This is a genomic window from Faecalitalea cylindroides ATCC 27803 (assembly GCF_000469305.1).
Taxonomy (GTDB): Bacteria; Bacillota_I; Bacilli_A; order Erysipelotrichales; family Erysipelotrichaceae; genus Faecalitalea; species Faecalitalea cylindroides.
The window spans coordinates 1-25,839 of sequence record NZ_KI271000.1 but is presented as its reverse complement, the minus strand read 5'-3'; the positions used below and the strand labels follow the sequence as shown (position 1 = coordinate 25,839).

Genomic DNA, 25,839 nt, shown 5'->3' with positions numbered 1-25,839 from the left:
CTTCCCATCGCAATGCAGCGAACTCGATCCGCACCTATTCCCTGTGCTACTTCCACGATCAAGCTTTCCTCGTCTGGACGTTTTATTTCTATGGCAGTCAAAAGGTCAGGCAGATGATCTTCGTCAAAAGAAATATCTACAACTGGCCCAATGATCTGGACTACTTTTCCTATATTTTTTGACATTTTCTTCCTCCTATGTCAGCGCATTGGCACCACCGACAATTTCGGTGATTTCCTGCGTAATTGCAGCCTGACGAGCCTGGTTAAAGGCCAATTCAAGAGCTTCCTGCAACTCGTTGGCATTATCCGTAGCACTTTCCATTGCCATACGTCTTGATGCCTGTTCACTGGTCTTGCTCTCAAGATATTTTGAATAAACAACCGATTTTGTAACCATTGGAATTACATTGCTAAGCATCTGTTCTCTAGATGGTTCAAATATCATCTCCTTATGAGATTCTTTTTTTTCTTCCGATTGTTTTTTTACTGGTAAAAGAGTTTCCAATGTTGGTATAAAGGTCAATGTATTTTTATAGTGAGTATATAAAATCTGTATCTTAGAAATTTCCTTCCTCTCAAACAGATCCAAGGCTTCAACTACTTTTGAAGATAATTTGTCATATGCATTATCTTCATTCATATCAATTAGTTGATCACATACATTATAGTCTCTAGACTTGATCCAATTTACCCCGCGTGAACCAATCATGATGATCTTATCTTCGTTAGAAATTTCACTTTGTACAGTTCTTTGAATATTGGCATTGTAACCACCACAAAGCCCCATATCACTGGTAATCACAAATACATATGCTGGTTTCCCCATATTTTCGTTTAAAAATATAGATTTATCGTCTGTAGAACGTAAAACTAATGTAAGTAGATGCTGCAGAGCATCGGCATACTCACGATTTTCTTCCATTGCAAGTTTTTGTTTTGTTAATTTGCTGGAAGCGACAAGTTGCATAGCCTTTGTAATCTTTTTCGTTGAATCAACTGATTTTATACGAGCCTGGATAGCTTGTCTACTTTGTGCCATCTTGTGCACCTTCCATCAGTAAAAACTCTTTGGTAAAGGCATCTAAGGCTGCTTTGATCTGAGATTCAAGATCTTCATCTAATTCTTTTTTAGATTCAATCTGATCTAAAATATAAGGATATTCACGATTTACATAAGATATCAAGCCAGTTTCATATGCCTGTACTTTTTCGACAGGAATATCCTTCAAATATTTATTCTTTGCGGCAAATAAACTAACAACCTGTTCACTTACTCGCATTGGAGAATATTGTTTCTGGATCAAAAGTTGTGTCAAACGAGCTCCGTGATTTAAAACTTCCATCGTAGCTGCATCAAGATCAGAACCAAATTTTGCGAATGACTCCATCTCACGATATTGTGCTAATTCGAGTTTTAAAGAGCCAGAAACTTGCTTCATAGCTTTAATTTGAGCAGCTGAACCAACACGGCTTACTGAGAATCCTGAATCAACACTTGGACGGATACCTTCATTGAACATATCAGTTTTCAAGAAAATTTGTCCATCCGTAATGGAAATAACATTTGTAGGAATATACGCTGAGATGTCTCCTGCCTGTGTTTCAATAATAGGAAGAGCCGTCAAAGAACCATTTCCATAATCCTCATTTAGACGTGCTGCTCTTTCTAGTAATCTTGAATGTAGATAGAACACATCCCCAGGATATGCTTCACGTCCTGGTGGTCTTCTTAATAACAAAGACATTGTACGATATGCCACCGCATGTTTAGATAAATCATCATAAACAATCAATACATCTTCACCATTTTCCATCCACTCTTCACCAATAGCACATCCTGCATATGGTGTAAGATATTGTAGAGGTGCTGGTTCACTTGCAGTTGAAACAACAATCGTTGTATATTCCATTGCTCCATATTGTTTAAATTTTTCCACAATCTGGGCAACCGTACTGGCTTTTTGTCCAATCGCAACATAAATGCATTTTACATTTTGTCCCTTTTGATTGATGATCGTATCTGTTGCGATTGCCGTTTTACCGGTCTGACGATCACCGATGATCAGCTCACGCTGACCACGACCAATTGGAATCATAGAATCAATGATCTTCAATCCTGTTTGTAATGGTACCGAAACACTTTTTCTTGTCATAACACCTGGTGCTACTCTTTCAACTGGACGTGTTTTTGTTGTATGGATCTCTCCATTTCCATCAATTGGTTGTCCTAAAGCATTAACAACGCGTCCTACCATAGCATCACCAACCGGAACCTCAACGATATGTCCTGTTCTCTTAACAAGATCGCCTTCCTTGATATCGTTGTTTTCACCCATCAAAACGACACCAACTTGTTCGTCTTCAAGGTTCATGACCATACCATATACATCATGAGGGAACAATAACAATTCACTCATCATTGCATTGCGAAGACCATATACTGTTGCAATACCATCCCCAATACTAAGAACAGTACCACTTTCATTCATTTCTAGATCCTGGTCGATATTTTGAATTTGCGCTTTGATCAATTGTGAGATCTGTGCTGGATTTAAACTCATAGTATCACCTTTCTAGCCACTTATTTTTTCTTTGATCGCTTCAAGGCGCGATAAGACCGTATTGTCTAAAACCATATCTCTTGTACATACCTTCATCCCAGCAATCAATTCCGGTTTAATGGCAATATCCAACTCTACAGTTTTATTCAATTTTGTTTCTAACATCTGTTTTAATGAAGATTTCTGTTTTGCATCTAATTCAGAAGCACTTTCCACCTTGATGATTTCAATATCGTGAGCATCGCGATAACACATTAAGTATGCCTGATAAATCTGCGGCAAATTTGCGATCACATCATGTTCATTAAACACGAGTAATGTTTGCATCATCGTTGCATCAAGCTGATCTTCAAACAGATTCAAAAGCCATGTTTTTTTTGTCGCTTTTGTAATCTTTGGATGAGATAAGGCAAGCACAAAATCTTTTTCCTGCTGCCAAATTGAAGATAAGCTTTCTAGATCAGACATATACTTTTCTTCTTTACCTGTATCTCTTGCAATTTCAAAAATAGCTTGAGCATAAGGCGTCCAAGTTTCTACCATTTAGAATTTCCTGCCTTGTCGATAAAATCATCAATATATTTCTTTTGTGTTTCTTCATCCATTTCTTTAGAAACAAGCTTCTTGGCTGCTTCCAAAGCAACTGAAGAAATGGCGTCCTTCATTTCTTTTTCCGCATTACGTTTATCACGCTCTATGTCTTCTTTAGCTCGTTCCTTGATGCGTGAAACTTCATTCTGGGTTTGTTGCAATATCTGCTGTTTTTCTTCCGATGCTTCAGCACGTGCAGATTCGATGATTGAATGTGCTTCTTTCCCAGCATTCTTCATCTTTTCCACATACTGCTCTTTGATATCTGCCGCTTCTTTTTTTAATTGTACAGAAGAATCAATATTTTCTTGGATCAATGCTTGTCTTTTTGAAATTAAAGTTAACAATTTATCCCAAAAAAACTTCTTTGCGATCATAACAATCAAAAAAGTTGAGATACAAACTAAAACAACATCCGTTAAAGAAATTCGCAGATAGTTATCAATATTGAAACCATCCATATCTATACCCAATCGTTACCCTTTTATAAAAATTAATAGAATGGCAATTACTAATGAATAAATACCTGTTGTTTCAGCTAAGGCAATACCAAGAACCATGATTGACTGAATCTTGCTGGCAGCTTCTGGATTTCGAGCAACACTCTCAGCACCTTTACCTGCAGCAAATCCCTGTCCAATACCTTGACCAAGACCCGCTACCATGGCAATACCAGCACCTAAAAGTGCCATACCCTGTACGAAAAATTCATTAAATTCCATTTTGTTTTTCCTCCTTGTTTATTCTTCTTCTGCCACTTGCTGTCCTAAATTGAACGAAGCTAATGTAAAGAAGATATATGTTTGAATCACGCCAGAAAATATATCAAAATACATGTGTAAAAATGGTGTTGCTGAAAGTCCCAACACCCCCCAAGGCATTAATGCCTTGATTAATGTATATACAAGCATCGTAATGATACTTCCGGCCAAAATATTTCCAAATAAACGCATCGTCAAAGAAATTGGCAAAGCCATTTCTCCAATGATATTCAGTGGTGTTAATATCACCATAGGTTCTGTGAGCTCTTTTAATCGAGCAATAAGTCCACCTTTTTTGATGGCATTACCTTGAATCATCAACCACATCGTAATAGCCAATGTCGCATTAAAGCTTACATTGCTGGTCGGATTTTGTAATCCAATCAATCCGATCAAGTTTGATGCAATCATCATCAAGATCAATGTTCCAAAAAGTGGGATATATTTTTTTGTGGTTTCTCTTAAATTTCCTTTAATCACAAAAAGCACCAGATTCAATGCTTCTTCACTAATATAAACAATTCCCTTACTGGCTTTCGATGGATCTTGTCTCTCGATTTTTTTGCCAGCAACGATAAAGAAAGTTGCAAAAACGACACATAAAATCAGCCATACTAAAATCGACTGCTGAATTTCCAAAGTGAATGAACCAACATGAATCTCTAAAGCACTAATGCTAGGCATTCTTATCCATCCTTCCCTCTAATAAAGCATAAACAAATATTGAAAGCTTGTGACATAAAAATCCCACAAGCAAGGCAATGATTGAAATATTTAGATAGACGAAAAATCCAAATATTACAGCGTATATAATATAACGAACTATATAATTAGCTGCACCTTGACGTTTTGATAGTTTCTCATCCGGTTTTAATGAAAGTGCCATCTGCACAATCATAGCATATCCTATAAGTCCTGTACCCAATCCAACCAGGACTCCTACCAAAACATAGATATCATTAAACAACAATCCAGCTATAATCGCAACACTTATTCCAATTAAAAGAGAATAAATTACGATTTTTTTGTTCATTGATGTAACTTCATTCATGTTTATTTGCCTTATGTAACAATATGTAGATTGAACCTACTACACTATATATCAAACCAACAATGATAAAAATTGGTGTCGTATTTAGCCATTCATCCAATTTATATCCTAGAAATAAACTTAATAAAATATTTACTAACAGTACACCAGAAAACGTAAACGGCTTCATTTACTTTGTACCAAAAATACGATCTCCGGCATCTCCTAAACCAGGAACAATGTACCCTTTTTCATTTAGATGATCATCTAAACTTGCTAGATAAATATCTACATCCGGATGTGCTTCTTCAACAACTTTGACTCCTTCTGGTGCGCCGACAAGGCATACAAGCTTGATCGAAGTTGCTCCTTGTTTTTTAACCATATCAATTGCCGCAACACTAGATCCACCTGTTGCAAGCATTGGATCGACTATAATAACGGCTGCCTCATCCATATTTGAAGGATATTTTTCAAAATAAGGATGTGGTTCTAACGTTTCTTCATCACGATACATTCCAATATGAGCAATCCTTGCAGTAGGAATCAAATTTTGTATTCCGTTTACAACGCCAAGACCTGCTCTTAGAATCGGAACGATCACAACATCCTTTGCCATTTCATAACCAATTGTCTGACATAAAGGTGTTTCAATTGGAATTTCGTTCAAAGGAAGATCTCGTGTAACTTCATAAACCATTAGGCCACCAATTTCATCTAAATTTTGACGAAAATCTTTTGTACCCGTTTCTTTTTTACGCATAATTGTAAGCTTATGCTTGATCAATGGATGATCAAATACTGTTAACATATTTTTACCTCGCAATCTTTACCTATTATAACAAATCCATTTTTAAAATAAAATTAAAACGACTTGATTGTAAGTATCTCATGCTGTTTTGCAGCACGAATATTCACACCACGATATGGAAGATCCTTTTTTAAGAAATGATCATGAATGCATTTTAATGCAATAGATGGATCATTTGCTTCTTCTGAAATATGAGCTAAAACAATTTCTTTTGTTTTAGAATTGATCAATGAAGCTAGATTAGAGCTGGCATCCAAATTATTCAGGTGACCACTATCTCCCAAAATACGCTGTTTCAAAAACATTGGACGATTCGTATTCATAAGCGTTTCAATATCATGATTACTTTCAAATATATAATAATCAGCATTTTCTAAATATGTTTTGACTTCATTGGAAACGTATCCTGTATCCGTTACATATACCAATTTTTTGCCATCTGCATAGATTACATACCCAACGGTATTTGGGCTGTCATGCGATAAAGAAATGACTTGAATATGAAATTCATTGACATCAAATTCCTGAAGCGGTCTAACAATACGATGATTGTCTAGATCTTTTAGATCGCAATATGAATAAACAGGAAGATGTCTAAAATGCTTTAGTTGTGATACATGATCGGTGTGTGCATGAGTGACCAACAATGCATTTAAATCGTCAACTCTTTGATTTACACTACCTAATGCATTCATTAAATATTTTTTTGTCGATCCACAATCAATTAATAAAGAACTGTTTTTCGTTCGAATTAGACAACTGTTCCCCTTTGAACCGCTACACAATAGATCAACCTGCATAAATATCTTCCTCTGTACTGGCATAATTCGTAAATCGAGAAATTCCTTTTTCAAAGGCTAAATGAATCTTACCAATGCTACCATTACGATGTTTAGCCAAAGAAAGATCAACGACTTCAGTTTCGTCCTGACCTTCTTTATCTTTGTCATAATAATTAGCTCGATATAAAAACATAACGATATCGGCATCCTGTTCAATAGATCCAGATTCTCGCAAATCGGATAACTGCGGTTCATGATCTGTTCTTTCTTCAACCTTACGTGATAACTGAGATAAGGCAATAACTGGACATTCCATTTCTTTTGCCAATATCTTTAAATTTCGTGATATATCGGATACTTCCTGTTGTCTTGAATCAGCTCTTGAGCCTGTGATTAACTGCAAATAATCAATCACAACAAGCGAAATTGACCCGTATTCACTTTTTAGTTTACGTACCTTGGAAAAAATTTGAGATACTTTAATACTACTCGTATCATCAATAAAAATCTTTCTTTCACTTAAACGAGTTCCTGCTTCATAAAGTCTTGACATTTCATCTGCATTTAAACGTCCATCTCTCAACTTATTAGAAAGAACCTGACTTTCACTGGACATTAGACGCTTCATTAAAGAATCACTAGGCATTTCCAGTGAGAATATTGCTACGCAACCCTCATTTCGTTTTGCCACTTGACTTGCAAAATTTAGTGCCAGTGCTGATTTTCCCATTGCTGGACGTGCCGCCAAAATGATCAAATCACCTCTTTGAAATCCATTGGTCATCTTATCTAGATCAGTGTATCCTGTCTGGATCCCAGTAATACCCTGTTTTGACTTTAAAGCTTTTAATTCCTCAATAACACGATTGACGATCTCCTGACTGGATTCAAACTCTGCTCCTCGACGCTGTCTTGTCACATCCATGATCGAACGTTCTGCATCATCCAAGATCGTATCTATGTCTTCAGGAGATTCATATCCTTCCTGGGCAATTTTATCGGCCGCATAGATCAAAGCTCTCAATTGCGCCTTGTTTTTGATTGTTTCGATATAATGTCTTGCGTTTGCACTTGAGATTGCAGAGTCTGCCAGTCTAACGATATAATCGGCTCCTCCTGCTGCTTCAAGTTCATCTTTATCCTGCAAACGCGTAACGATCGTATTGATATCAAGAGGCTGACCATTATCCTTGATTTCTTTCATGCACTGAAAAATACGTTGATGACTTGGCGTAAAAAACTCATCAGGACTTAAATCTAAGTCCTGACAATCGTTCATTACATTTGGATAAATCATCAACGATCCTAAAAGTGACTGTTCAATTTTTAAAGAGTTTGGAAGTTCTCTAGTCATAATTTACCCCTTCGGACGTACTTGAACAACAATTTCCCCAATTACCTGTCCTTTATATAAGTCTACTTTTACACGTGTTGTTCCAATGCTGGAAACAGGAATATCCATATGAATCTTTCGTTTATCTACGATAATTCCTTTTTTATTTAATGCTTCGGCAATCTGCTTGCTGGAAACAGAACCAAAAGCCTGTCCATCTTTTCCTGTATTTAACATAAATTCAACTGGCGTAGTTTTTAGTTCTTCTGCAATTTTTTCAGCCTGTTTTTTTAAATCTTCTTCATGCAGTTTCTTTTCTTCCAACTGATGATCTAAAACCTTAACAGATCCTTTGGTATAAGCAACCGCCATTTTATTTTTGATCAAGAAGTTTCTCGCATATCCGTCACTTACTTCTTTGACCTCATCTTTCTTACCTACATTTTTAACATCCTTAAGCAAGATTACTTTCATGTTCTTCCTCCTCTAATATCTGTAACAATTCCTTTTTTAATTCTTCCGGTTCTGTAGATTTTTTCTCTACAGCAGCCGCACTGAAATGACCTCCACCATCTAATGCTTCCATGATTTTCTGCACATTATAAGTGCCATCACTTCGAGCACTGATTGCAGCCGTTGTTGGCTCATTGATTACTTTACCAATCGTAAATGATGCCACACAACCTCGAACCAGTAATAAACTTTCACTAACTTGAGCAAGTATTGTCTTGTCTACAGGTTCATTCACACATACAACTAGATATTTACCAAAATAAGTTGAAGCCATTTGAATCAAATGATGTTTCAAGGTAAATCTAGAAAAATCTTCACAAAGAGCTTTTTCAGCAAGCGCAGCATTTGCACCCCAGGAGCGAAGTGCCGCTGCCGCTTCAAATGTCCTTGCATCGGTATGCATTTTGAAACGGTTTGTATCAACCAAGATGCCTAAATACATGATCGTTGCTTCTGCTTCATAAATTGGAATATGATTTGGAATATTCTGCAAAAGTTCAACAATCAATTCACATGTGGATGATGCCGTACTTTCAACATACGTTAACATTGGATGTTTGACAAATGACTCATTACGACGATGATGATCTAATACAATAATTCTTTGTGCATGAGAAACAAAGTCCTTGGCACTTGAAATAGTCGGTATTCCATGATCGACCATGATTAAAAGATCTTCTTCATAATCCATCATGCTCATCGCCTCGCTGATCGTGATAAAATTATGTCTTTCATGCAAAACATCTTGATATTTATCCATCAAATCTTGAAGTTGCGAATCTCTAGGTACATCTTTTAATACGATATACGCTGTTTTATTTAGACCCGTTACCCAATTGGACATACTAAGAGCTGCACCCATACAGTCAAAATCTGACATGATATGCCCGCTAATAAACACTTTACTAGAATCATTGATTGCTTCCTGGATTGATTGTGCCATAATGCGAACACGAACTTTTGAACGAGTGGAGCTCGTTTCCGAATTTCCTCCAACAAATTGCACTGTTCCACTAGAAGCGCGAATAGCAACCTGGTCTCCACCACGTGATTGAGCCAATTCGATCAATTCATTAACCATGCCGTCTAAGATCTTAAAATCATTGGTTCCATAAGCAAAAGCCATGCTCAAAGTAATTGATACATCAAGTTGATTGGCTTCATCTTTGATCACCTGTAAAATAGTAAAATTTTGGGAACGTACTTTCTTTAAAATTTCTTGATTGCATACAACAAAGAAACGATCTGATCTCAATCGTCTAATCAACATATTGTTCTCTTTGGCCCAAGAAATGATCGGAGAGCGCAAATGTGTATTGATCTTGGCAATCAACTCTTCATCTTCATACGATTGATATTCCATGTAGTTATCAAGCTGCATCAACCCTACAACTATTCCGTTATTCAAATAGTCTTGGCGCAAATTATAATAATCAGTTATTTCTCGTACATATAGTATTTGTGCATCGCTCTTACGTGTGATCTCATAAATCTTATCTTCATATTTCCCAATCACAACATCCACATCTTCATCAAAAATTGTACGAATATTTTCAATCCATGATGTAAGTTTGTGATTCACAATATCGATATTATTTTCTTTAAAATATGGTGAAGCCCAAGTTACAATATATTCATTATCATAAGTCAAGATCCCAATATGGCCAAAACTTAAAGCATCTTTAGCATCTTTCCCCAATACTCTGGAGATATCAACCTCGGTTTTGACTCCATGGATCCTTAATGATCTCCAAAGACCGATAAACGCTAGTGAAAATAATATAATCAATAAAACTCCAATTAGCGTAAACCAGTATTCTGTGCGAGTAATCGCATAGATCACAAAACAAATTGATAAGATAATAGATGCGATATACAGACTTCGCCACTTTTCAAACTGTTTCATATAAACCTCTACCCTAAACTTTTTTTCTTAGTTGAAATAAACAATCCAACTCCCCCATCAGCATCCACAATAAATTAATACCAGGAACAAATGCCAGAAAAATTGCCAAAAAAGAGAATTGTCTATTATTATGCTTAATACTGTGATACATAAAATAGATCACACCATAATACAACAATAAAGCACAATCAAAGAGCCATATCAACATAATGATATCCAAGACCCCTTTTGAACATTCTATCACATTTTGAGATAAAAAGAATATACCCCAGATGAATAGTGATACGATTCCGACTACTTTTGAGCTTTTTTGTTGGGAAATTGGTGTCAAAGGACGATATGGTAAATGCATTCGTATACAGATCATCAAAGAAACAAGATGAATGCACAATGCCTGCAGCAAAGATAAAAATGCCACAAACAAGATTATAAATACTCCCATATCAATGAATGGTATAATAGCTCTAAAAGACTCAAACTCACTAACAAGATCATAGCCAAATAGATACGACCAAACAACAACCGTACATACATTAGATAATACCGAAAACACCAGACAAATCAAAAAGTTCGTCATATTTCGCCATTGATAAAAGAGTCCCAATCCGTAAACATATCCAGTAATCAAAGAAGTCCAACTATAAAACCAAGTTGTAAATCCACCTAACAAAAAAGTCATCAAAGCCATTGCAATACCGACAATTGCTCCTGATTTAGGTCCACTCATGGCAGTATAGATCAACACAGGAAATACAAAAAGCCATGAAGCACTGGCTTCAATCATTAAACCTGTCTGTTGATTCAAAAATAAAAGAACGCCATAAATAGCGCAAACCATAGCTCCCCGCGTTATTTGATTTGTTTTCATAGCAATATTTTAACATATAAATTTATCAAAAAAAGCTATTTAACGTATTCAAACGTAAATAGCATCATAATAAAGAGCGAAAAATTGTTTTTCCTAACATTTTTCTCCAATTCACTTTATAACAAATCATACTAAACAACAATGTAACTAAGCATCCCGCAAAAACATCAATGATCGAATGCTGTTTTAAAAATACTGTTGAAGCACAGATCAAGATCTGCCAAACAATAATCAGAATCCGCCAAACCGGATGATTTTTTTTCAATTTTTTTGAATTCCACACTGCAACCATGACAGCTGTTGAAATGGAAACATGCAAAGATGGACAAACATTGGTAGGTGTATCAATGACCCACAAAAGATTAACGATCTGATCAAAAATGTTTCTAGGTACTAGATCAAAACGCAAATCTGTGTAATTAGGAAATAGAAAATAGATGATAAATATTAGAGTTGTACCATTCATCATTATGAAGCTTAGATCCTGGTAATCCTTTTTATCATAGAACATAAAAAAGATTAGAGATCCGACAAAAGCAATATACCAGCTAACATAAAAAATCAAAAAGTAACTGTTAAAAGGTATCTTGTCATCTAAATTACTGTGAATCAAATACTGTGGTTCACTGATTTGTTCCATGAGAAAAAAAGCCAAAAGATAAAGAATCAAATACAAAAAAGAGTAGCAGTATTTATGTTCCTTGACCCATTCCATTATTCTTTTCATGCATCCTCCTATCCTCTAATTATCATCACGAAGGAGATTATACCACACTCGATTTTGGCTTCAATGACAATATTCATCTTTTCACAAAGATCTTTAACAATTGCCATTCCTAAACCACTTCCATTATTACCTCTTGAATGATCCGCTTGATAAAATCGATCAAATATATGTTCTACCTCAATATGTTCTCCTTTGATCGCATTGGAAAACACACAAGCTAGATCTTTTTCTTTTCTATAGAGTTCGATTTGAAAAGGCATACTACCATAACGAATAACATTCACAAGTAGATTTTGAAAAACTCTTTTCATTTGATCTGCATTGATATATCCTTCTAAGTTTTCGTCTTCACAAACAATCTTCGGCTTTAATCCTATTTTCGATAATTGAGGGTAATATGATAAAAGGACATCGCACAACAAAGGATAAACTGGTTGTTTTTCCAAAATAAATGGTTTATTTTGCGTTTGAAGCTTTGTATATAAGAAAAATGAATCTAACATGATTTCCATATCGTTTAATCGCTTTGTGATAATATCAATATACTGAACCTGCTCATCTCGATTTGCACTTTCAAGCATTTCTACATATCCTTGAATACTAGTCAATGGTGTTCGTATATCATGAGAGATGTTCGAAATCAATTCTTTGATCGTTTCTTCCTGATGCAAATGTTTAACATATAAAGATTTATTATCTTCCCTTTGCGTCTCAAAAAGCTTTATGATTTTCAACAAAGGTTTATAACGTACACTAGAAGAAATTCGCATAGAGCTATTATTTTCTTGAATATACTCTATCTGATCTTGGCAAGACATAATTTCCTTTTTTAAGCCCATGTATTTAAAAATCAAATAAACACAAAGAATCGCTAAAACCAAAACAATCAATTCTACCATAAACAACCTCTCCTTTTATAGAAAAGAGGGCCATTCAATGACCCTTAACTTTATTCTATTTTTAGCACTTCATAAAAACAAGTTTATTCTAAGTCTTTTTTCTTCAAAATAACCATGTTTAATAAAACACCAATACCTAGAGCAAAGATACCTACAATCATAGTGTTTAAATAAACATCCGAGATACGATAAGGTAATGTTCCAGATAAATAATAAATAGCATTTTCATACACTGACAAATTAAACCATTCTTGAAAGAATATATATACCATCCCAAACAAAATTCCAAATGTATATAAAAATATTAGAATGGTAGAGACTATATTCTTTTTGCTTAAATGAATGAACAATTCCAGAAATGATCCAACAGCCGTCGCTAATAAAAGTTGAATCAAATAATAAATAACATAATCAAAAATAGAAATTGTTCCAAATCGACCTTGTATGAAACCGACTGTAATCAAAGAAAAAATGATATTTATAAATGAAAATACAATATAATAAATTACAAAGATCAATAATCTAGATATCGATAGTTTTAATTTGTCTGTTTGGTACGGATACACATTTTTTATAAATCCAGAAGTATATTCTTCATTTAGATAGATAACATACATCAACATAACAATAATCATAAAAATAGCACTCTTTGGAAAATAATATAAATATTCGGCAAAATTACCAATCTGCGCATCGTAGTTCGCAAAAGCAGTATTTGACATAACGTTCACGGAAGGCATTGTTAAACAAATCGTCATGATCGACATGATAAAAACACCTATCTTGAAAGAACGAATATGCAATATACGATACAAATCACTTCTTAACATATTCAACATTATTCAATTCCCCCATTTCTACTTAGAAAATATTCCTCTAAAGACTGAGAATTTAACATGCATGAATAAACAGCTATATCATTCATTACAAGCATTTTTATGATTTTATCCGAGCTAACCTCATCAAAAATATGTAATGTATTCTTATCTATAACCGCGTAAGAATAAATGCTTAACATTTGCTCCAAAAGCATGCTTGCTTTTGAAGAAGAGTCAACCTTTATTTGCAAATACTGTCGGCATCGTTGGTTTAATTCTTCGTTTGTAACACATTCGATCAACTTACCTTTTTTCATGATTCCATAGCTGGTTGCTACTTTATTCAATTCTTCCAAAATATGAGAACTAATTAGAATCGTTTTTCGCTCTTCTTTATTAAGACGAATTAAAAGCTTTCGTATACTTTCAAAACCTTTTGGATCAATACCATTGGTAGGTTCATCAAGAATCAATAAATCCGGATCTTGAATAAGTGTCATTGCAATCGCTAGTCTTTGTTTCATCCCCATAGAAAACGTTTTAACTTTTTTCTTTCCTGTGTGTGCAATATCACAAAGTTCTAACAGCTCACAAAGTCTTTTGTCATCATTGCATCCTAGTGCTAAAGCTTTGGTTTTCATATTGTCAAAAGCTGTCATTGAACCTAATAATCCGGCTTCTTCAATCAATACCCCCATTCGACGATATAAGTATTTGTCTTCTGAAGGTTTATGACCAAAGATCTTAAAATCACCACTGGTGCTATTGACCATTCCTGAAAGCATCTTCATCAATGTAGATTTTCCAGCTCCATTTTCACCAATAAGACCAAATATTTCTCCCTGCACAATTTGTAATGATATTTGATCTACAGCGGTCGTATGGCGATACTTCTTGGTCAAAAGATTCGTTTCAATCGCATATTTGTCCATTTTGGATTCCTCCTTCATGACTTAAGTATAAAAAAGAATATTTTAAAAACATCAAAGAAAAAGGAAAGAAAGTTTAAAGATTTACTCTCTTTCCAATTTTAATTTAAACCCTATTCCCCAAACCGTTTCGATAATATCACGTCCTTTACATTTATTACGGATATTACTAATATGAACAGACACAGTCTTGTCATCCGCTGCATAAATATCATCCCATGCATATTCATAGATATCTTTTTTAGAAAATGCTCTTTTAGGATACTGCATCAAGAGTTCCATGATACGATATTCATGTTTTGTTAAAGAAACTTTTGTATCATCTATCTGAAACGTTCTTTGATCTGGGTATAAGATAAGATTTTGTACTATGATTCCATCATCCTTATCGGTGTGATGTTTTCTTAGTTGAACATTTATTCTTGCCTCTAATTCTTCCAAGGCAAATGGTTTGGTAATATAATCGTCTGCTCCTATAGCTAATAAAGAAACTTTATCTTCAATTGTATTTTTAGCACTGACAATAATGACTGGGACATCATATTCTTTCTTGATTTTTGTTAAAGCTTGTTTTCCATCAAGACCCGGAAGCATCAAATCCATCAAGATCAAATCGCAGTTTTCTTGTTTTTGTACCAACAGAGCCTCTGTACCAGAATATGCGTGTTCACACTGAAATCCTCTTTTATTTAAATATTCTTTCACCATATCGTGGATCGTATTATCATCTTCAACGATTAATATTTTGTTCATAATCAAAACCTCACTTAAAACTAAACTCTTTCAATCAGAACCACACATTCTAAACCAGTCGTTTGACAAAACATATCAACTGGTTGAATAAACTTACAAGAATAGCCTTGTTCTTTAAACAAGATCAAATCTCGAATCAATGTCTCTGGATTACAGGAAATATAAACAATTTTTTTCGGCTGTATCGTTGATATATCTTCAATGCCTTGAGGAGTCATACCTTTTCTTGGAGGATCCACAAATACAACATCGATCTGCTCTTCTTTTTGTGCGCACTTTCTTGCAAATTCAGTGGCATCTTGACAAATATAATGACAGTTTTCTATCTGGTTTATTCGACAATTCTCTTTAGCATTCTTTACTGCTTCCTGAACAATTTCAACACCGATCACTTCTTTTACATATTTTGAAATAGCCATACCTATCGTACCAACACCAGAATATAGCTCAATACAGCGCATATCTTTATTAAGGTCTGCTGCCTTTATAGCTTGTTCATACAGAACTTCCATCTGTACAGGATTGACTTGATAGAATGATTTAAAATGAAGCTTAACCTTATTCGATAAACAAGATTCATAAATGAACTCTCGTCCATATAATACTTCATAGTCTTTTCCTAATATTACATTGTCTTTTCTTGTATTCAAATTAAAGACAACGCTTTGAATATCTGGAAATTTCTGAATCAATTTTTGAATCAAATCATCAAAATTATTTCGTTTAGATCCTATAAATACAATTTGACATTCGTTTGTTTTATACGCATGGCGCATTAAAATGTGGCGTAAACCTTGTGCCATAGCCAAAGTTATATGTTCTTGAATAAACTTATAGAGTTCATTGATTTTTTTAGATTGGATCATACAGTGATCACAACAGACAATATCATTCGAATGTAAACGATAAAATCCCATCAAGATCTTTCCATCTTTGATTTGAACTGGAAATTGGGCTTTGTTTCGATAATAAAAAGGATGTTTCATTCCCAACACATCTCTTACTTCAACATCTTCAAGTCTTTTTAAAACGCGATTCTCTAAATGATCACGTTTTCTTTTTAATTGTGCTTTATAGTCTATGTGTTGATATTGGCAGCCGCCACATTTATTGAAAACTTTACAGGCTGGTTCTATGCGATCTTGACTTGTTTCTAAAAGTTGCATTATTTTTCCAAAAGCATAGCTTTTTTGGACTTTTAATATTCGGATATTTGCCTTTTCCCCTTTTAAAAGACCAGGAACAAAAACGACCATATTATCAATTTTTACAATTCCTGCGGCTTGATTTGTTTCATCTATACAAGTAACGACATATTCTTCATTCTTCTTCATAACAAAAGTATAATAACTGAGTTTTATAAAAAGTGCAATTCGTATTGACAATTATAATATGTTCACTATAATAAATAGCGTGCTATGAATTATAGATAGCGTGCTATGAAAAAAAAGGAGGGCAAGATGAATAACCGTAAATATGGGTATGGATTTTATTTCAGGTGCATCCAATCGCAATTGGAAAAAGCCATGAATGAACAATTAAAAGAATTTGATCTTACCAAAAGCCAACTCGATATTTTACGCTTTTTAAAATACGTAAAGAAAGATCATGTAAATCAAAAAGATATTGAAGAGTTTTTTCATATTTCTAATCCCACTGTCACCGGTTTATTAAATCGTATGGAACAAAAAGGATATGTAGTAAGGATCCATAGCCCAGATGACAAACGGATTCGCTATATTCAAATCACAGATAAAGTAGAAGATATCGACAAAAAGATCAAAAAACATATCGATTATTCAGAAGGCGTTATTGCAAAGGGCCTTTCGCAAGAAGAAAGAAATTTGTTGTTTAAACTCCTTGCGAAAGTGAAAGATAATTTAATAAAGGAGGAAGAGAACCATGTTAAAGACATTGATTAGTCAGATCAAACAATATAAATCTAATACGATCAAGACCCCAATCTATGTTGCTATTGAGGTTATCATGGAAGTTTTAATTCCTTATTTAATGGCTATTTTAGTCGACCAGGGAATTGAAAACGGTGATATGAAGGTCATATGGATTTATGGTTTCATTATGCTAATAGCAGCTATTATTTCATTAATTGCTGGTGCCTTAAGCGGAAAACATGCCGCCATTGCTTCAAGTGGATTTGCTAAAAATCTACGCGAAGCTGAGTATAAAAACATTCAAAACTTCGCTTTTGCTGATATTGATAAATATTCAACAGGCGGCTTGATTACTCGTATGATGACGGACGTCACAAACGTTCAAAACGCATTTCAAATGTTGATTCGCGTTTGTGTTCGTTCCCCGTTGATGTTGATTTCCTCATTGTTCATGGCATTTATGATCAATCATGAACTAGCTTTAGTCTTTGTTGGAGTTATAATTTTTCTAGGTATCGTTTTATTTGGCATTTCTATGGTTGTTCACCCAATTTTCCGTCGTTTATTTAAGCGATATGATTATTTAAATGCCAGCGTTCAAGAAAATGTATCCGGAATTCGTGTCGTGAAAGCTTATGTTCGTGAAGATCATGAAATCGAAAAATTCCATAAAGAAAGTGACTTGATTTTCAAAATCCAACAAAAAGCTGAAAAAATCTTAATCTTTAACTCTCCCGTAATGCAGCTTAGCGTATATGGATGTATCCTGCTGATTTCATGGTTAGGAGCACATATGATTGTTGGTGGTTCTATGACCACAGGAGAATTAATGAGCTTGTTTACATATACCACAAGCATTCTCATGTCATTAATGATGTTATCCATGGTATTTGTTATGGTCATCATGTCTGTAGCTAGTGCACAACGTATTACCGAAGTTATCAATCAGAAGAGTTCTTTAACATCACCTGAAAATGGTTTAAAAGAGGTAAAGAACGGTGATATCGTTTTTGATCATGTCTATTTTAATTATGGAACGGGTAAACATGATGATGGATCCTTTGTTTTGGATGATGTTTCTCTACATGTCCCAAGTGGTTCCACGCTTGGAATTTTAGGAGCTACAGGTAGTGCCAAAACAAGCTTTGTACAATTGATTCCTCGCTTATATGATGTTACATCCGGTTCAGTGAAAGTAGCTGGCAAAGATGTCAAAAATTATGATTTAAAAACATTGCGTGACAATGTTGCTATGGTATTACAAAAAAACGTGCTTTTCTCGGGTACGATCAAAGAAAACATGCGTTGGGGTAATGATGATGCAACAGATGAAGAAATCATTGAAGCTTGCAAATTAGCACAAGCCGATGAATTCATCCAAAAAATGCCTGATAAATATAACACATATATTGAACAAGGAGGTACAAACGTATCCGGTGGACAAAGACAACGTTTATGTATTGCCCGTGCTTTATTGAAAAAACCAAAAATCTTGATCTTAGATGATTCAACTAGTGCTGTCGATACTAAGACAGATGCCTTGATTCGCCAGGCATTCTTAGAAAAAATTCCGGATACAACAAGAATTATTATTTCTCAGCGTATTTCATCTATTCAAGATGCTGATCAAATCCTAGTTTTAGATGATGGAATCATCTCTGGTCTAGGGACACATGAAGAGTTATTAAAAACAAACAAACAGTATCGTGAAACTTTCGAAGCTCAGCAGAAAGGAGGTAGTTTAAGTGAATAGTACTATCTATGGATTAAAACGCGTTCTGCAGGAAACGTTTAATCGATATAAATTAGCATGTATTTCAGTATTAATCTTAATTATCGTTTCTGCTTTTGCCAATGTTTATGGCAGCATGTTTTTAAAAACTTTGATTGATGATTATATTACACCGATGTTATCTCAGGAAACACCTGACTTTAATCCATTGATCCAAGCAATTATGACATTAATATGTATCTATATTGTAGGCATTCTTTCTACTTATGCATTCAATCGTATCATGGTTACAGTTTCTTTAGGAACTTTAAAATCAATTCGTGATGAATTATTTGAACATATGGAAACTCTACCAATTAAATTCTTTGATACACATGCTCATGGTGACATCATGTCGATTTATACAAATGATACGGATACATTGCGTCAATTGCTGTCACAAAGCTTACCACAGATGATTAACTCATTGATAACGATGATTTCTGTATTTATATCAATGTTGATTTTAAATATTCCTCTTGCAATTGTAACTTTGATTATGGGGGGAATCATGGTTATTACCAGTCGTTTGATCACCAAAAAATCAAGTTTCTACTTCCGTCGCCAACAAAAAGATTTAGGTATTGTTAATGGGTTTATTGAAGAAATGATGGAAGGATGTAAAGTTATTAAGGTCTTTACACATGAACAAGACAGTATTAAAGATTTTGATAAACTTAATGAGCAGCTTTTTGAAGCTAGCACAAATGCCAATATGTTTGCCAACATCTTAATGCCTATCGTAATGAATATCGGCTATGTGTCTTATGTATTAACTGCTGTTGTAGGTTCCATTCTTGCAATCAATAACATGGCGGGATTAACATTAGGAACTATTGCTGCTTTCTTACAGTTAAATCGTTCATTTAACGCACCTATCGGACAGATTTCTCAACAATTAAATGCTGTTGTTATGGCAGGAGCTGGTGCACAACGTATATACTCTGTACTGGATGAAAAACCAGAAATCGACGATGGTAAAGTTACGCTTGTAAGTGTATATTACGATGATGATGGTAATGTTCATGAAACAGATAAGAATACCAGCAAGTGGTGCTGGAGACATCCAAGAGCTAATGGAGCTATTGAATATGTTCCTTTAAAAGGCGATGTTCGTTTCAATGATGTTGTATTCGGATACACGCCTAAGAAAACGATTTTACATGATATCAATCTTTATGCTAAACCAGGTCAAAAAGTTGCTTTTGTTGGGGCAACTGGTGCTGGTAAAACAACAATAACGAACTTGATCAACCGTTTTTATGATATTCAAAACGGATCAATCACATATGATGGAATCGATGTTAAATTGATCAAAAAAGATGATCTTCGCCATAGTCTTGGCATCGTTTTACAAGATACAAACTTATTTACCGGCACGATCATGGATAATATTCGCTATGGTAAACTGGATGCAACCGATGAAGAATGTATCGCTGCTGCCAAACTTGCTAATGCTCATGATTTTATCAAACATCTAGAACATGGTTATCAAACACAGTTAACAGCGGGTGGCCAAAGTCTTTCTCAAGGACAAAGACAATTATTATCAATTGCCAGAGCAGCTGTAGCCAATCCTCCTGTATTGATTTTAGATGAGGCAACAAGCTCCATCGATACACGAACAGAAAAGATCGTTCAGGATGGTATGGATAAACTGATGGAAGGTAGAACCGTATTTGTAATTGCGCATAGGCTTTCGACAATCCAAAACTCAGATGCAATCATGGTACTTGAAAATGGTCGAATCATTGAACGTGGAAATCATGATGAGTTATTGAAACAAAAAGGTACATACTACCAGTTATACACAGGAGCCTTTGAACTTGAATAGTTCAAGGCTTTTTTATTTGTTTAGAAAAATTTAAGAATTTATACCATTTTATCCTAAGTTTTATTCTATATCCTAATAATGGTGATAGATATGACAGATACAAAAAGAATTTTTCAAGTGACAACCATCTTAGGAACGCTCTTCTTGATTGGTTTGATTCTTTATTTCTTAAGTCAAGGATATTTTACTGATTCAACAAAATTACAGGCATTATTAAACCAAACCGGTATATTTGCTCCTTTACTATTTATCCTGCTTCAAATATTTCAGGTAATCATTCCAATCATTCCAGGTGGTGCAAGTTCAGCTTTGGGAATTGTTGCATTTGGACCTATTTGGGGATTTGTCTATAATTATGCCGGACTAGTCATAGGTTCTATTCTGGCTTTCTTATTAGTCAAAAGATATGGCAAAACCTTTATTCTTAAAGTATGTGATCAAAAAACCTATGACAAATATATCGGATGGTTAGATAAAGGTAAGAAATTCGATAGATTTTTTGCAGCTGCTATCTTTTTTCCATGTGCTCCAGATGACATACTGTGCATGATTGCCGGCCTTACCAGCATGACCTTAAAAAAATTCAGTATGATTATTATTTTAGGAAAACCTTTAGCTTTGATTGCCTACTCATTTGGGTTAAGTGAAATATTGAAAATTATCGACCATTTTATTTAGGAGGATTTATGATAGAGATCTTAATTTATACAATTGGAATAGTATGTGCTGGATTTGGCTTTTATATTCATTATCAGAAATGATAAAATAAATAGCGAGGTATATGAAGTATGGAACACACAGTATTAGTTGTTGAAGACGAAAAAGGAATTCGAGAAGCAATCGGAATTTATATGAAAAACCAAGGCTATCATGTAATTTTAGCTAAAAACGGTAAAGAAGGTCTTGAAAAAATCCATGAAAATGATGTACATCTTGCAATCGTTGACATTATGATGCCTGTCATGGATGGAATCACCATGGTCATGGAAGTTCGTAAAAAATATGACTTTCCTATCCTTTTCTTAAGCGCCAAAAGTGAAGACATGGATAAGATATTTGGTTTAAATATTGGAGCGGATGATTATATTACTAAACCTTTTGAATCTATGGAATTGATTGCAAGGGTTCGTTCCCAATTAAGAAGATATGAACAAATTCTAGAACTTAAAAATCAAAATACAAGTACCAAGAATACTGGAAAATACATCGTTGGAGATTTAGAGTTAGATACTTTGACCAAACAGGCAAAGATTCAAGATAAACCAATTCATTTAACCCCCAAGGAATACCAGATCTTAGAACTCTTGATCAAACATCCTGGACGGGTCTTTTCAGCCAGCCAAATCTATGAAACCATTTGGAAGGAAGAAGCTATCAATACAGAAACAATCATGGTACACATACGAAAGCTTCGCGAAAAAATTGAAGTCAATCCTAAAAAACCTGTCTATCTAAAAGTTGTATGGGGCATTGGATATAAAATAGAGAAGGTATAACATGAAGCACAGATATTCTTTTATCACCAGCTTTTTTATCTTGATCACAGTTTGTACAATGGTCATTCTTGGACTTTTCAAAAATGTTCAGGAAAATGCTACCTACGATGAATTCGCTCTAGGAGATCAAACAGTAGAAGCTATTTCTTATCTTATGCTGGAAAAAGCCGCTGAATTAGATCCTAATTATGAGATGATCCAATTTGATGAAAGTAATGGTGCAATCTCTGATGAACAAAAAGCCAGTGTCAACAGCAGTCTTCGTTCTATGTTTTCTCAATATACTACGCTATTAGATAACGATGAAAACTTTGGGTATGAAATTCATTACAATGATCAAACGATATCACACAATATGCCAGAAAAGTTAGATAAATCTCAGGCGCTTTATTATAATGAAATCTATTTTGACAATGAATCCGTTCAAGCTTCACAGAATTCCTCCTATTATTACTATGACTTTTTAAATGAGGATGACCTATATTATGTCTATGAGCAAGCCAATGTTGTTTTAAATGGAAACGCGTATAATCAGGTATATATTAACTTACCTAAAAATATATCTTTTACTTTTTATATTCCTAAAGATCTTGAATCCAATCAAAAAATCATAGTGAACTCTCTAAATATACCCGATGCTTTTGCACAATTTTTAATTTTTGCGCTCATTATCGTTGCATTGATAATTCTGGTGTTTGTCTTAATATTTCCAATTGAGATTGAAACAAAAGCACAGCCATTTTGTTCAGCTGTACGCATGAAATTAGAAATTGCGGTTATTTTCTATACAAGTGCTTTAACACTCTTATTGGCAGGAAGTATTTATCTTTCTGGAAAAACAATGAATGGAACTATTTTAAGATGGCTAGAACAATATAAGATCTTTCAACCTCAATTAATTTGTTATTTACTTAATTTTATTGTTTACATCATTACATTTACAACGATAGCCTGTGCTTATGTCTATATTAAAAATATGATCAAGAAAAAGCCTCTGCACTTTTTAAAGACAAACAGTCTGACCGGCATATTTATTTCTTATATCAAGCTCTTTTTGGACAAGACCGCTTCTTTTGATTTAGCAAACGATTTAAATAAGAAGTTATTGATCTTTGTTGGAATCAATACCCTTGCATGCATCATTTTATGCTTATTTGGTCCTTTTGGTATTCTTCTAGCGATAGGTTATGGACTCCTTTGTTTCTTCTATCTAAAAAAACAATTAAACAAAGTTCAGGAAGATTATTTATCAACGCTTGAACATGCGATGTCTTTGGCAAAAGGTGATTTTGAAATCACGCAAAACCAGGATGCTGGCATCTTCAATTCCTTAGAATATGAATTATCTTCAATTCAAGTCGGATTTGAAACAAGTTTAAAAGAAAAGATCAAATCACAGAATTTAAAAACTGAACTGATCACAAATGTTTCTCACGATCTAAAAACACCTCTAACAGGTATCAAAAATTATCTTGAATTATTAAATGATCCAGATCTGGATTCAAAAACACGAAATGAATATCTAACAACATTAACCAACTATACAGACCGTTTAAATAATTTGATACAAGATTTATTTGAAATTTCCAAAGCAAACAGCGGAAATATCGATTTAGAACCACAAAAAATCAATTTGATCGAATTTATGGAACAAGTTCATGCAGAAAATATGTCTTTATTGGAAGAAAAGAATTTGATCCTTGTCTTTGAACACGATGACGAAGATATTTACTGTATATTTGATCCTGATAAAATTGTCAGAATTTTTGAAAATCTAATTTCAAATATTTCAAAATACACATTGGAAAATACGCGTGTGTTCGTAACATGCAAAAAAGAAAAAAACTTTGCGACCATCACATATAAAAACATCTCCAAGACATTCTTAGACTTTGATCCAGAACAGATCACAGAAAGATTTGTACGAGGAGATGCTTCCAGACATGAAAGTGGCAGTGGCCTAGGCCTTGCGATCATTAAAAGCTTTGCGGAAATTCAAGATGGTCAGTTTAAAATTGAAATTGACGGTGATGTATTTAAAGCCATCTTAAAGCTTCCATTATTCAAATAAATCTACATGACCAAAAGATTCAATCTGATCATCATGGACAATCAATCCTCCATCCTCATAGATGGCATAGACTGGTTGTCCTTTTTCTTTTAGAACTCGTTCTATACTTTGTTTTTGAATATTGGAAGCGTGATAATGCACTTCTATCTTAAAACCTTCTATACATCCTAAACCTGGTAAATATTGAAAAGTAGGATAATCTTCATCTGGTGTTATATGGTATTCTTTTAACTGTATCATGGCACCTGCACTATATCCAATCATCAATCCTTGATAGCTTTTTAAAATCTTCTTTAGCTTAAACTCCTTGATTCTTTTCATCATAAGATCAGGTGCTCCACCCGTCAAAAGTAAAATAGAACTGCCAAGCACTTTTTTTAACACATCTTCTTTAGAGTCTTTAAAATAATTTACCCAATGTATTTGATTTTCCTTCAATCCATATTTAAAAAAGACATCCGTATTTGAACGATACCAGATTCCCTGTCCTTTGGCATATTGTTTGTCCCAGTCATTACTGTTTTTGGTATCATTAAAAAAGCTGAAAGCTAATACACAGACTTCATCATCTGGCTTGATCAACTTTCTTAATATTGGATAACACCACTTTTCATCAATCATACTGGTGTTCATCAAACAATGTTTAATTCCCTTAAATTGATAAGGCATAAAATCCTTATACGCTTCTTCATCCAGTTTTAAACAGCGATATAATAAACGCTTCTTTTCATCAAAAAACGTCTCAATATTCAATTTTTTGGAATCTAAGATCAACATCCCACCCTGCCATTTATTTACATATAACTTTAATGTATTCCATGAATAGAGGATATATTCTTTCTTTTTCTTCACTATATGTGTTTCAAATTCATTTTTATCAAGTAAATATATTAATTCCATAGATAGATTAAAATACAATTTAGAACCAAAATCAAGAAAAGACTCACACCATTAAGTGTGAGTCAAATTTCTGTTTTTATTCCTGTTCGCGTTTTTTGCGAAGAATTAGAAGTAAGCCTCCTAATAATCCAGAGCCTATTAACATAGTCATATATGCATTCATATTTGTTTCTGTTGAAGTATTTGTGTCATCGTCTTTCTTATCTGGATCAGCCGGAATTTCTTTCTTTTTGAATACGGCTACATATGTAGCTTCTTCATAACGATCTTCAGCATTCTTTGTTGGTACAAATTCTAAATCACTACTAATCTTTTCATCATTTAGATACCATCCATCAAATTCATAGCCATCATTACATACGGCTTTACTTCCCTCAGGAGTTCCGATTTCAGGATTAATTACATCCTCTGTATTTGTTACAGAACCACCATCTTTTGCCTCATAATGAATTGTTACACTTTCTAATTCAGCAAAGCTTACTGTAAATGTCTGATTTGTCGTATATGTTACATCCCCAAATTTTGGAGCTGTACCATTTCCAAGATCAGTTGATGATTCATCAACCCACTTATCGATATGGTAACCTGCAT

Annotated in this window: 28 protein-coding genes and 1 pseudogene; 6 read left to right on the top strand and 23 right to left on the bottom strand. The window is 34.2% G+C overall.

Annotation, left to right across the window (positions count from 1 at the left end; translation table 11 throughout):
* The 21 genes and pseudogenes from HMPREF0367_RS05360 to rlmD form a co-directional block, all read right to left on the bottom strand.
* Window positions 1-185: pseudogene (locus HMPREF0367_RS05360) on the bottom strand (F0F1 ATP synthase subunit beta); the annotation flags it as partial.
* 10 nt (window positions 186-195) lie between these two features.
* Window positions 196-1,041 (bottom strand): ATP synthase F1 subunit gamma, encoded by an 846-nt coding sequence (gene atpG, locus HMPREF0367_RS05355; RefSeq protein ID WP_035401955.1) that lies wholly within the window; start codon window positions 1,039-1,041, stop codon window positions 196-198.
* Window positions 1,028-2,563 (bottom strand): F0F1 ATP synthase subunit alpha, encoded by a 1,536-nt coding sequence (gene atpA / locus HMPREF0367_RS05350; protein WP_035401954.1) that lies wholly within the window; start codon window positions 2,561-2,563, stop codon window positions 1,028-1,030. Before atpA ends, atpG begins: the two co-directional genes overlap by 14 nt.
* 12 nt (window positions 2,564-2,575) lie before the next feature.
* Window positions 2,576-3,106, bottom strand: a complete 531-nt coding sequence (atpH, locus tag HMPREF0367_RS05345; protein WP_035401952.1) for an ATP synthase F1 subunit delta — start codon at window positions 3,104-3,106, stop codon at window positions 2,576-2,578.
* Window positions 3,100-3,615: a F0F1 ATP synthase subunit B gene (atpF, locus tag HMPREF0367_RS05340; RefSeq protein WP_035401965.1), complete on the bottom strand. Its 516-nt coding sequence runs from the start codon at window positions 3,613-3,615 to the stop codon at window positions 3,100-3,102. Before atpF ends, atpH begins: the two co-directional genes overlap by 7 nt.
* A gap of 15 nt (window positions 3,616-3,630) precedes the next feature.
* Window positions 3,631-3,876, bottom strand: coding sequence for an ATP synthase F0 subunit C (atpE, locus tag HMPREF0367_RS05335; RefSeq protein WP_015535294.1), 246 nt, complete (start codon window positions 3,874-3,876; stop codon window positions 3,631-3,633).
* Window positions 3,877-3,894: 18 nt separating this feature from the next.
* Entirely contained in the window at window positions 3,895-4,599 is a 705-nt protein-coding gene (locus HMPREF0367_RS05330; RefSeq protein ID WP_051335191.1) for a FoF1 ATP synthase subunit A, read from the bottom strand.
* Window positions 4,592-4,966, bottom strand: coding sequence for an ATP synthase subunit I (locus HMPREF0367_RS05325; protein WP_015535296.1), 375 nt, complete (start codon window positions 4,964-4,966; stop codon window positions 4,592-4,594). Before HMPREF0367_RS05325 ends, HMPREF0367_RS05330 begins: the two co-directional genes overlap by 8 nt.
* Entirely contained in the window at window positions 4,959-5,135 is a 177-nt protein-coding gene (locus tag HMPREF0367_RS10265) for an AtpZ/AtpI family protein (RefSeq protein ID WP_015535297.1), read from the bottom strand. Before HMPREF0367_RS10265 ends, HMPREF0367_RS05325 begins: the two co-directional genes overlap by 8 nt.
* A complete protein-coding gene (upp, locus tag HMPREF0367_RS05320) occupies window positions 5,136-5,756 on the bottom strand; it encodes a uracil phosphoribosyltransferase (RefSeq protein WP_015535298.1) in 621 nt (206 codons plus the stop codon). It lies immediately after the preceding gene.
* A 53-nt stretch (window positions 5,757-5,809) separates the two neighbouring features.
* Window positions 5,810-6,556, bottom strand: coding sequence for an MBL fold metallo-hydrolase (locus tag HMPREF0367_RS05315; protein WP_035401949.1), 747 nt, complete (start codon window positions 6,554-6,556; stop codon window positions 5,810-5,812).
* Window positions 6,546-7,892, bottom strand: coding sequence for a replicative DNA helicase (gene dnaB / locus HMPREF0367_RS05310; protein WP_015535299.1), 1,347 nt, complete (start codon window positions 7,890-7,892; stop codon window positions 6,546-6,548). Before dnaB ends, HMPREF0367_RS05315 begins: the two co-directional genes overlap by 11 nt.
* A 3-nt stretch (window positions 7,893-7,895) precedes the next feature.
* Complete coding sequence (gene rplI, locus HMPREF0367_RS05305) at window positions 7,896-8,345, bottom strand: 50S ribosomal protein L9 (RefSeq protein ID WP_022356197.1); 450 nt, start codon at window positions 8,343-8,345, stop codon at window positions 7,896-7,898.
* Complete coding sequence (locus tag HMPREF0367_RS05300) at window positions 8,326-10,290, bottom strand: GGDEF domain-containing protein (protein WP_035401947.1); 1,965 nt, start codon at window positions 10,288-10,290, stop codon at window positions 8,326-8,328. The genes rplI and HMPREF0367_RS05300 overlap by 20 nt, the downstream gene beginning before the upstream one ends.
* Before the next feature lie 13 nt (window positions 10,291-10,303).
* Entirely contained in the window at window positions 10,304-11,158 is an 855-nt protein-coding gene (locus HMPREF0367_RS05295; protein ID WP_248660666.1) for a YybS family protein, read from the bottom strand.
* Window positions 11,159-11,222: 64 nt separating this feature from the next.
* On the bottom strand, window positions 11,223-11,885 hold the full coding sequence (locus tag HMPREF0367_RS05290; protein WP_035401943.1) for a phosphatase PAP2 family protein: 663 nt from the start codon (window positions 11,883-11,885) through the stop codon (window positions 11,223-11,225).
* Window positions 11,886-11,893: 8 nt separating this feature from the next.
* Entirely contained in the window at window positions 11,894-12,784 is an 891-nt protein-coding gene (locus tag HMPREF0367_RS05285) for a sensor histidine kinase (protein WP_035401941.1), read from the bottom strand.
* Between the two features lie 83 nt (window positions 12,785-12,867).
* Window positions 12,868-13,614: a hypothetical protein gene (locus HMPREF0367_RS05280; protein WP_169815938.1), complete on the bottom strand. Its 747-nt coding sequence runs from the start codon at window positions 13,612-13,614 to the stop codon at window positions 12,868-12,870.
* A gap of 8 nt (window positions 13,615-13,622) precedes the next feature.
* Complete coding sequence (locus HMPREF0367_RS05275; RefSeq protein ID WP_035401938.1) at window positions 13,623-14,534, bottom strand: ABC transporter ATP-binding protein; 912 nt, start codon at window positions 14,532-14,534, stop codon at window positions 13,623-13,625.
* Window positions 14,535-14,615: 81 nt separating this feature from the next.
* The gene (locus HMPREF0367_RS05270; protein WP_022356203.1) at window positions 14,616-15,284 is read right to left on the bottom strand and encodes a response regulator transcription factor; all 669 of its coding nucleotides are present in this window, start codon (window positions 15,282-15,284) and stop codon (window positions 14,616-14,618) included.
* A 20-nt stretch (window positions 15,285-15,304) separates the two neighbouring features.
* Window positions 15,305-16,618: a 23S rRNA (uracil(1939)-C(5))-methyltransferase RlmD gene (gene rlmD / locus HMPREF0367_RS05265; RefSeq protein WP_035401936.1), complete on the bottom strand. Its 1,314-nt coding sequence runs from the start codon at window positions 16,616-16,618 to the stop codon at window positions 15,305-15,307.
* A gap of 126 nt (window positions 16,619-16,744) precedes the next feature.
* Between rlmD and HMPREF0367_RS05260 the strand changes: the two genes are divergently transcribed.
* From HMPREF0367_RS05260 to HMPREF0367_RS05235, 6 genes are all read left to right on the top strand, one after another.
* Complete coding sequence (locus HMPREF0367_RS05260; RefSeq protein ID WP_035401933.1) at window positions 16,745-17,206, top strand: MarR family winged helix-turn-helix transcriptional regulator; 462 nt, start codon at window positions 16,745-16,747, stop codon at window positions 17,204-17,206.
* Entirely contained in the window at window positions 17,187-18,929 is a 1,743-nt protein-coding gene (locus HMPREF0367_RS05255; protein WP_035401931.1) for an ABC transporter ATP-binding protein, read from the top strand. The genes HMPREF0367_RS05260 and HMPREF0367_RS05255 overlap by 20 nt, the downstream gene beginning before the upstream one ends.
* Complete coding sequence (locus tag HMPREF0367_RS05250) at window positions 18,922-20,781, top strand: ABC transporter ATP-binding protein (protein ID WP_035401929.1); 1,860 nt, start codon at window positions 18,922-18,924, stop codon at window positions 20,779-20,781. Before HMPREF0367_RS05255 ends, HMPREF0367_RS05250 begins: the two co-directional genes overlap by 8 nt.
* Before the next feature lie 90 nt (window positions 20,782-20,871).
* Entirely contained in the window at window positions 20,872-21,459 is a 588-nt protein-coding gene (locus HMPREF0367_RS05245; protein WP_035401928.1) for a TVP38/TMEM64 family protein, read from the top strand.
* 110 nt (window positions 21,460-21,569) lie between these two features.
* On the top strand, window positions 21,570-22,277 hold the full coding sequence (locus HMPREF0367_RS05240) for a response regulator transcription factor (RefSeq protein WP_035401925.1): 708 nt from the start codon (window positions 21,570-21,572) through the stop codon (window positions 22,275-22,277).
* Window position 22,278: 1 nt separating this feature from the next.
* Complete coding sequence (locus HMPREF0367_RS05235; protein ID WP_051335190.1) at window positions 22,279-24,348, top strand: sensor histidine kinase; 2,070 nt, start codon at window positions 22,279-22,281, stop codon at window positions 24,346-24,348.
* On the opposite strand, the gene HMPREF0367_RS05230 is transcribed toward HMPREF0367_RS05235, so the two are convergent.
* Both HMPREF0367_RS05230 and HMPREF0367_RS05225 read right to left on the bottom strand, forming a co-directional pair.
* A complete protein-coding gene (locus tag HMPREF0367_RS05230; protein WP_148449376.1) occupies window positions 24,337-25,248 on the bottom strand; it encodes a Type 1 glutamine amidotransferase-like domain-containing protein in 912 nt (303 codons plus the stop codon). The genes HMPREF0367_RS05235 and HMPREF0367_RS05230 overlap by 12 nt on opposite strands.
* Before the next feature lie 76 nt (window positions 25,249-25,324).
* Window positions 25,325-25,839, bottom strand: a 515-nt coding sequence (locus HMPREF0367_RS05225; RefSeq protein ID WP_035401923.1) for an LPXTG cell wall anchor domain-containing protein, incomplete at its 5' end; no start/stop codon positions are given.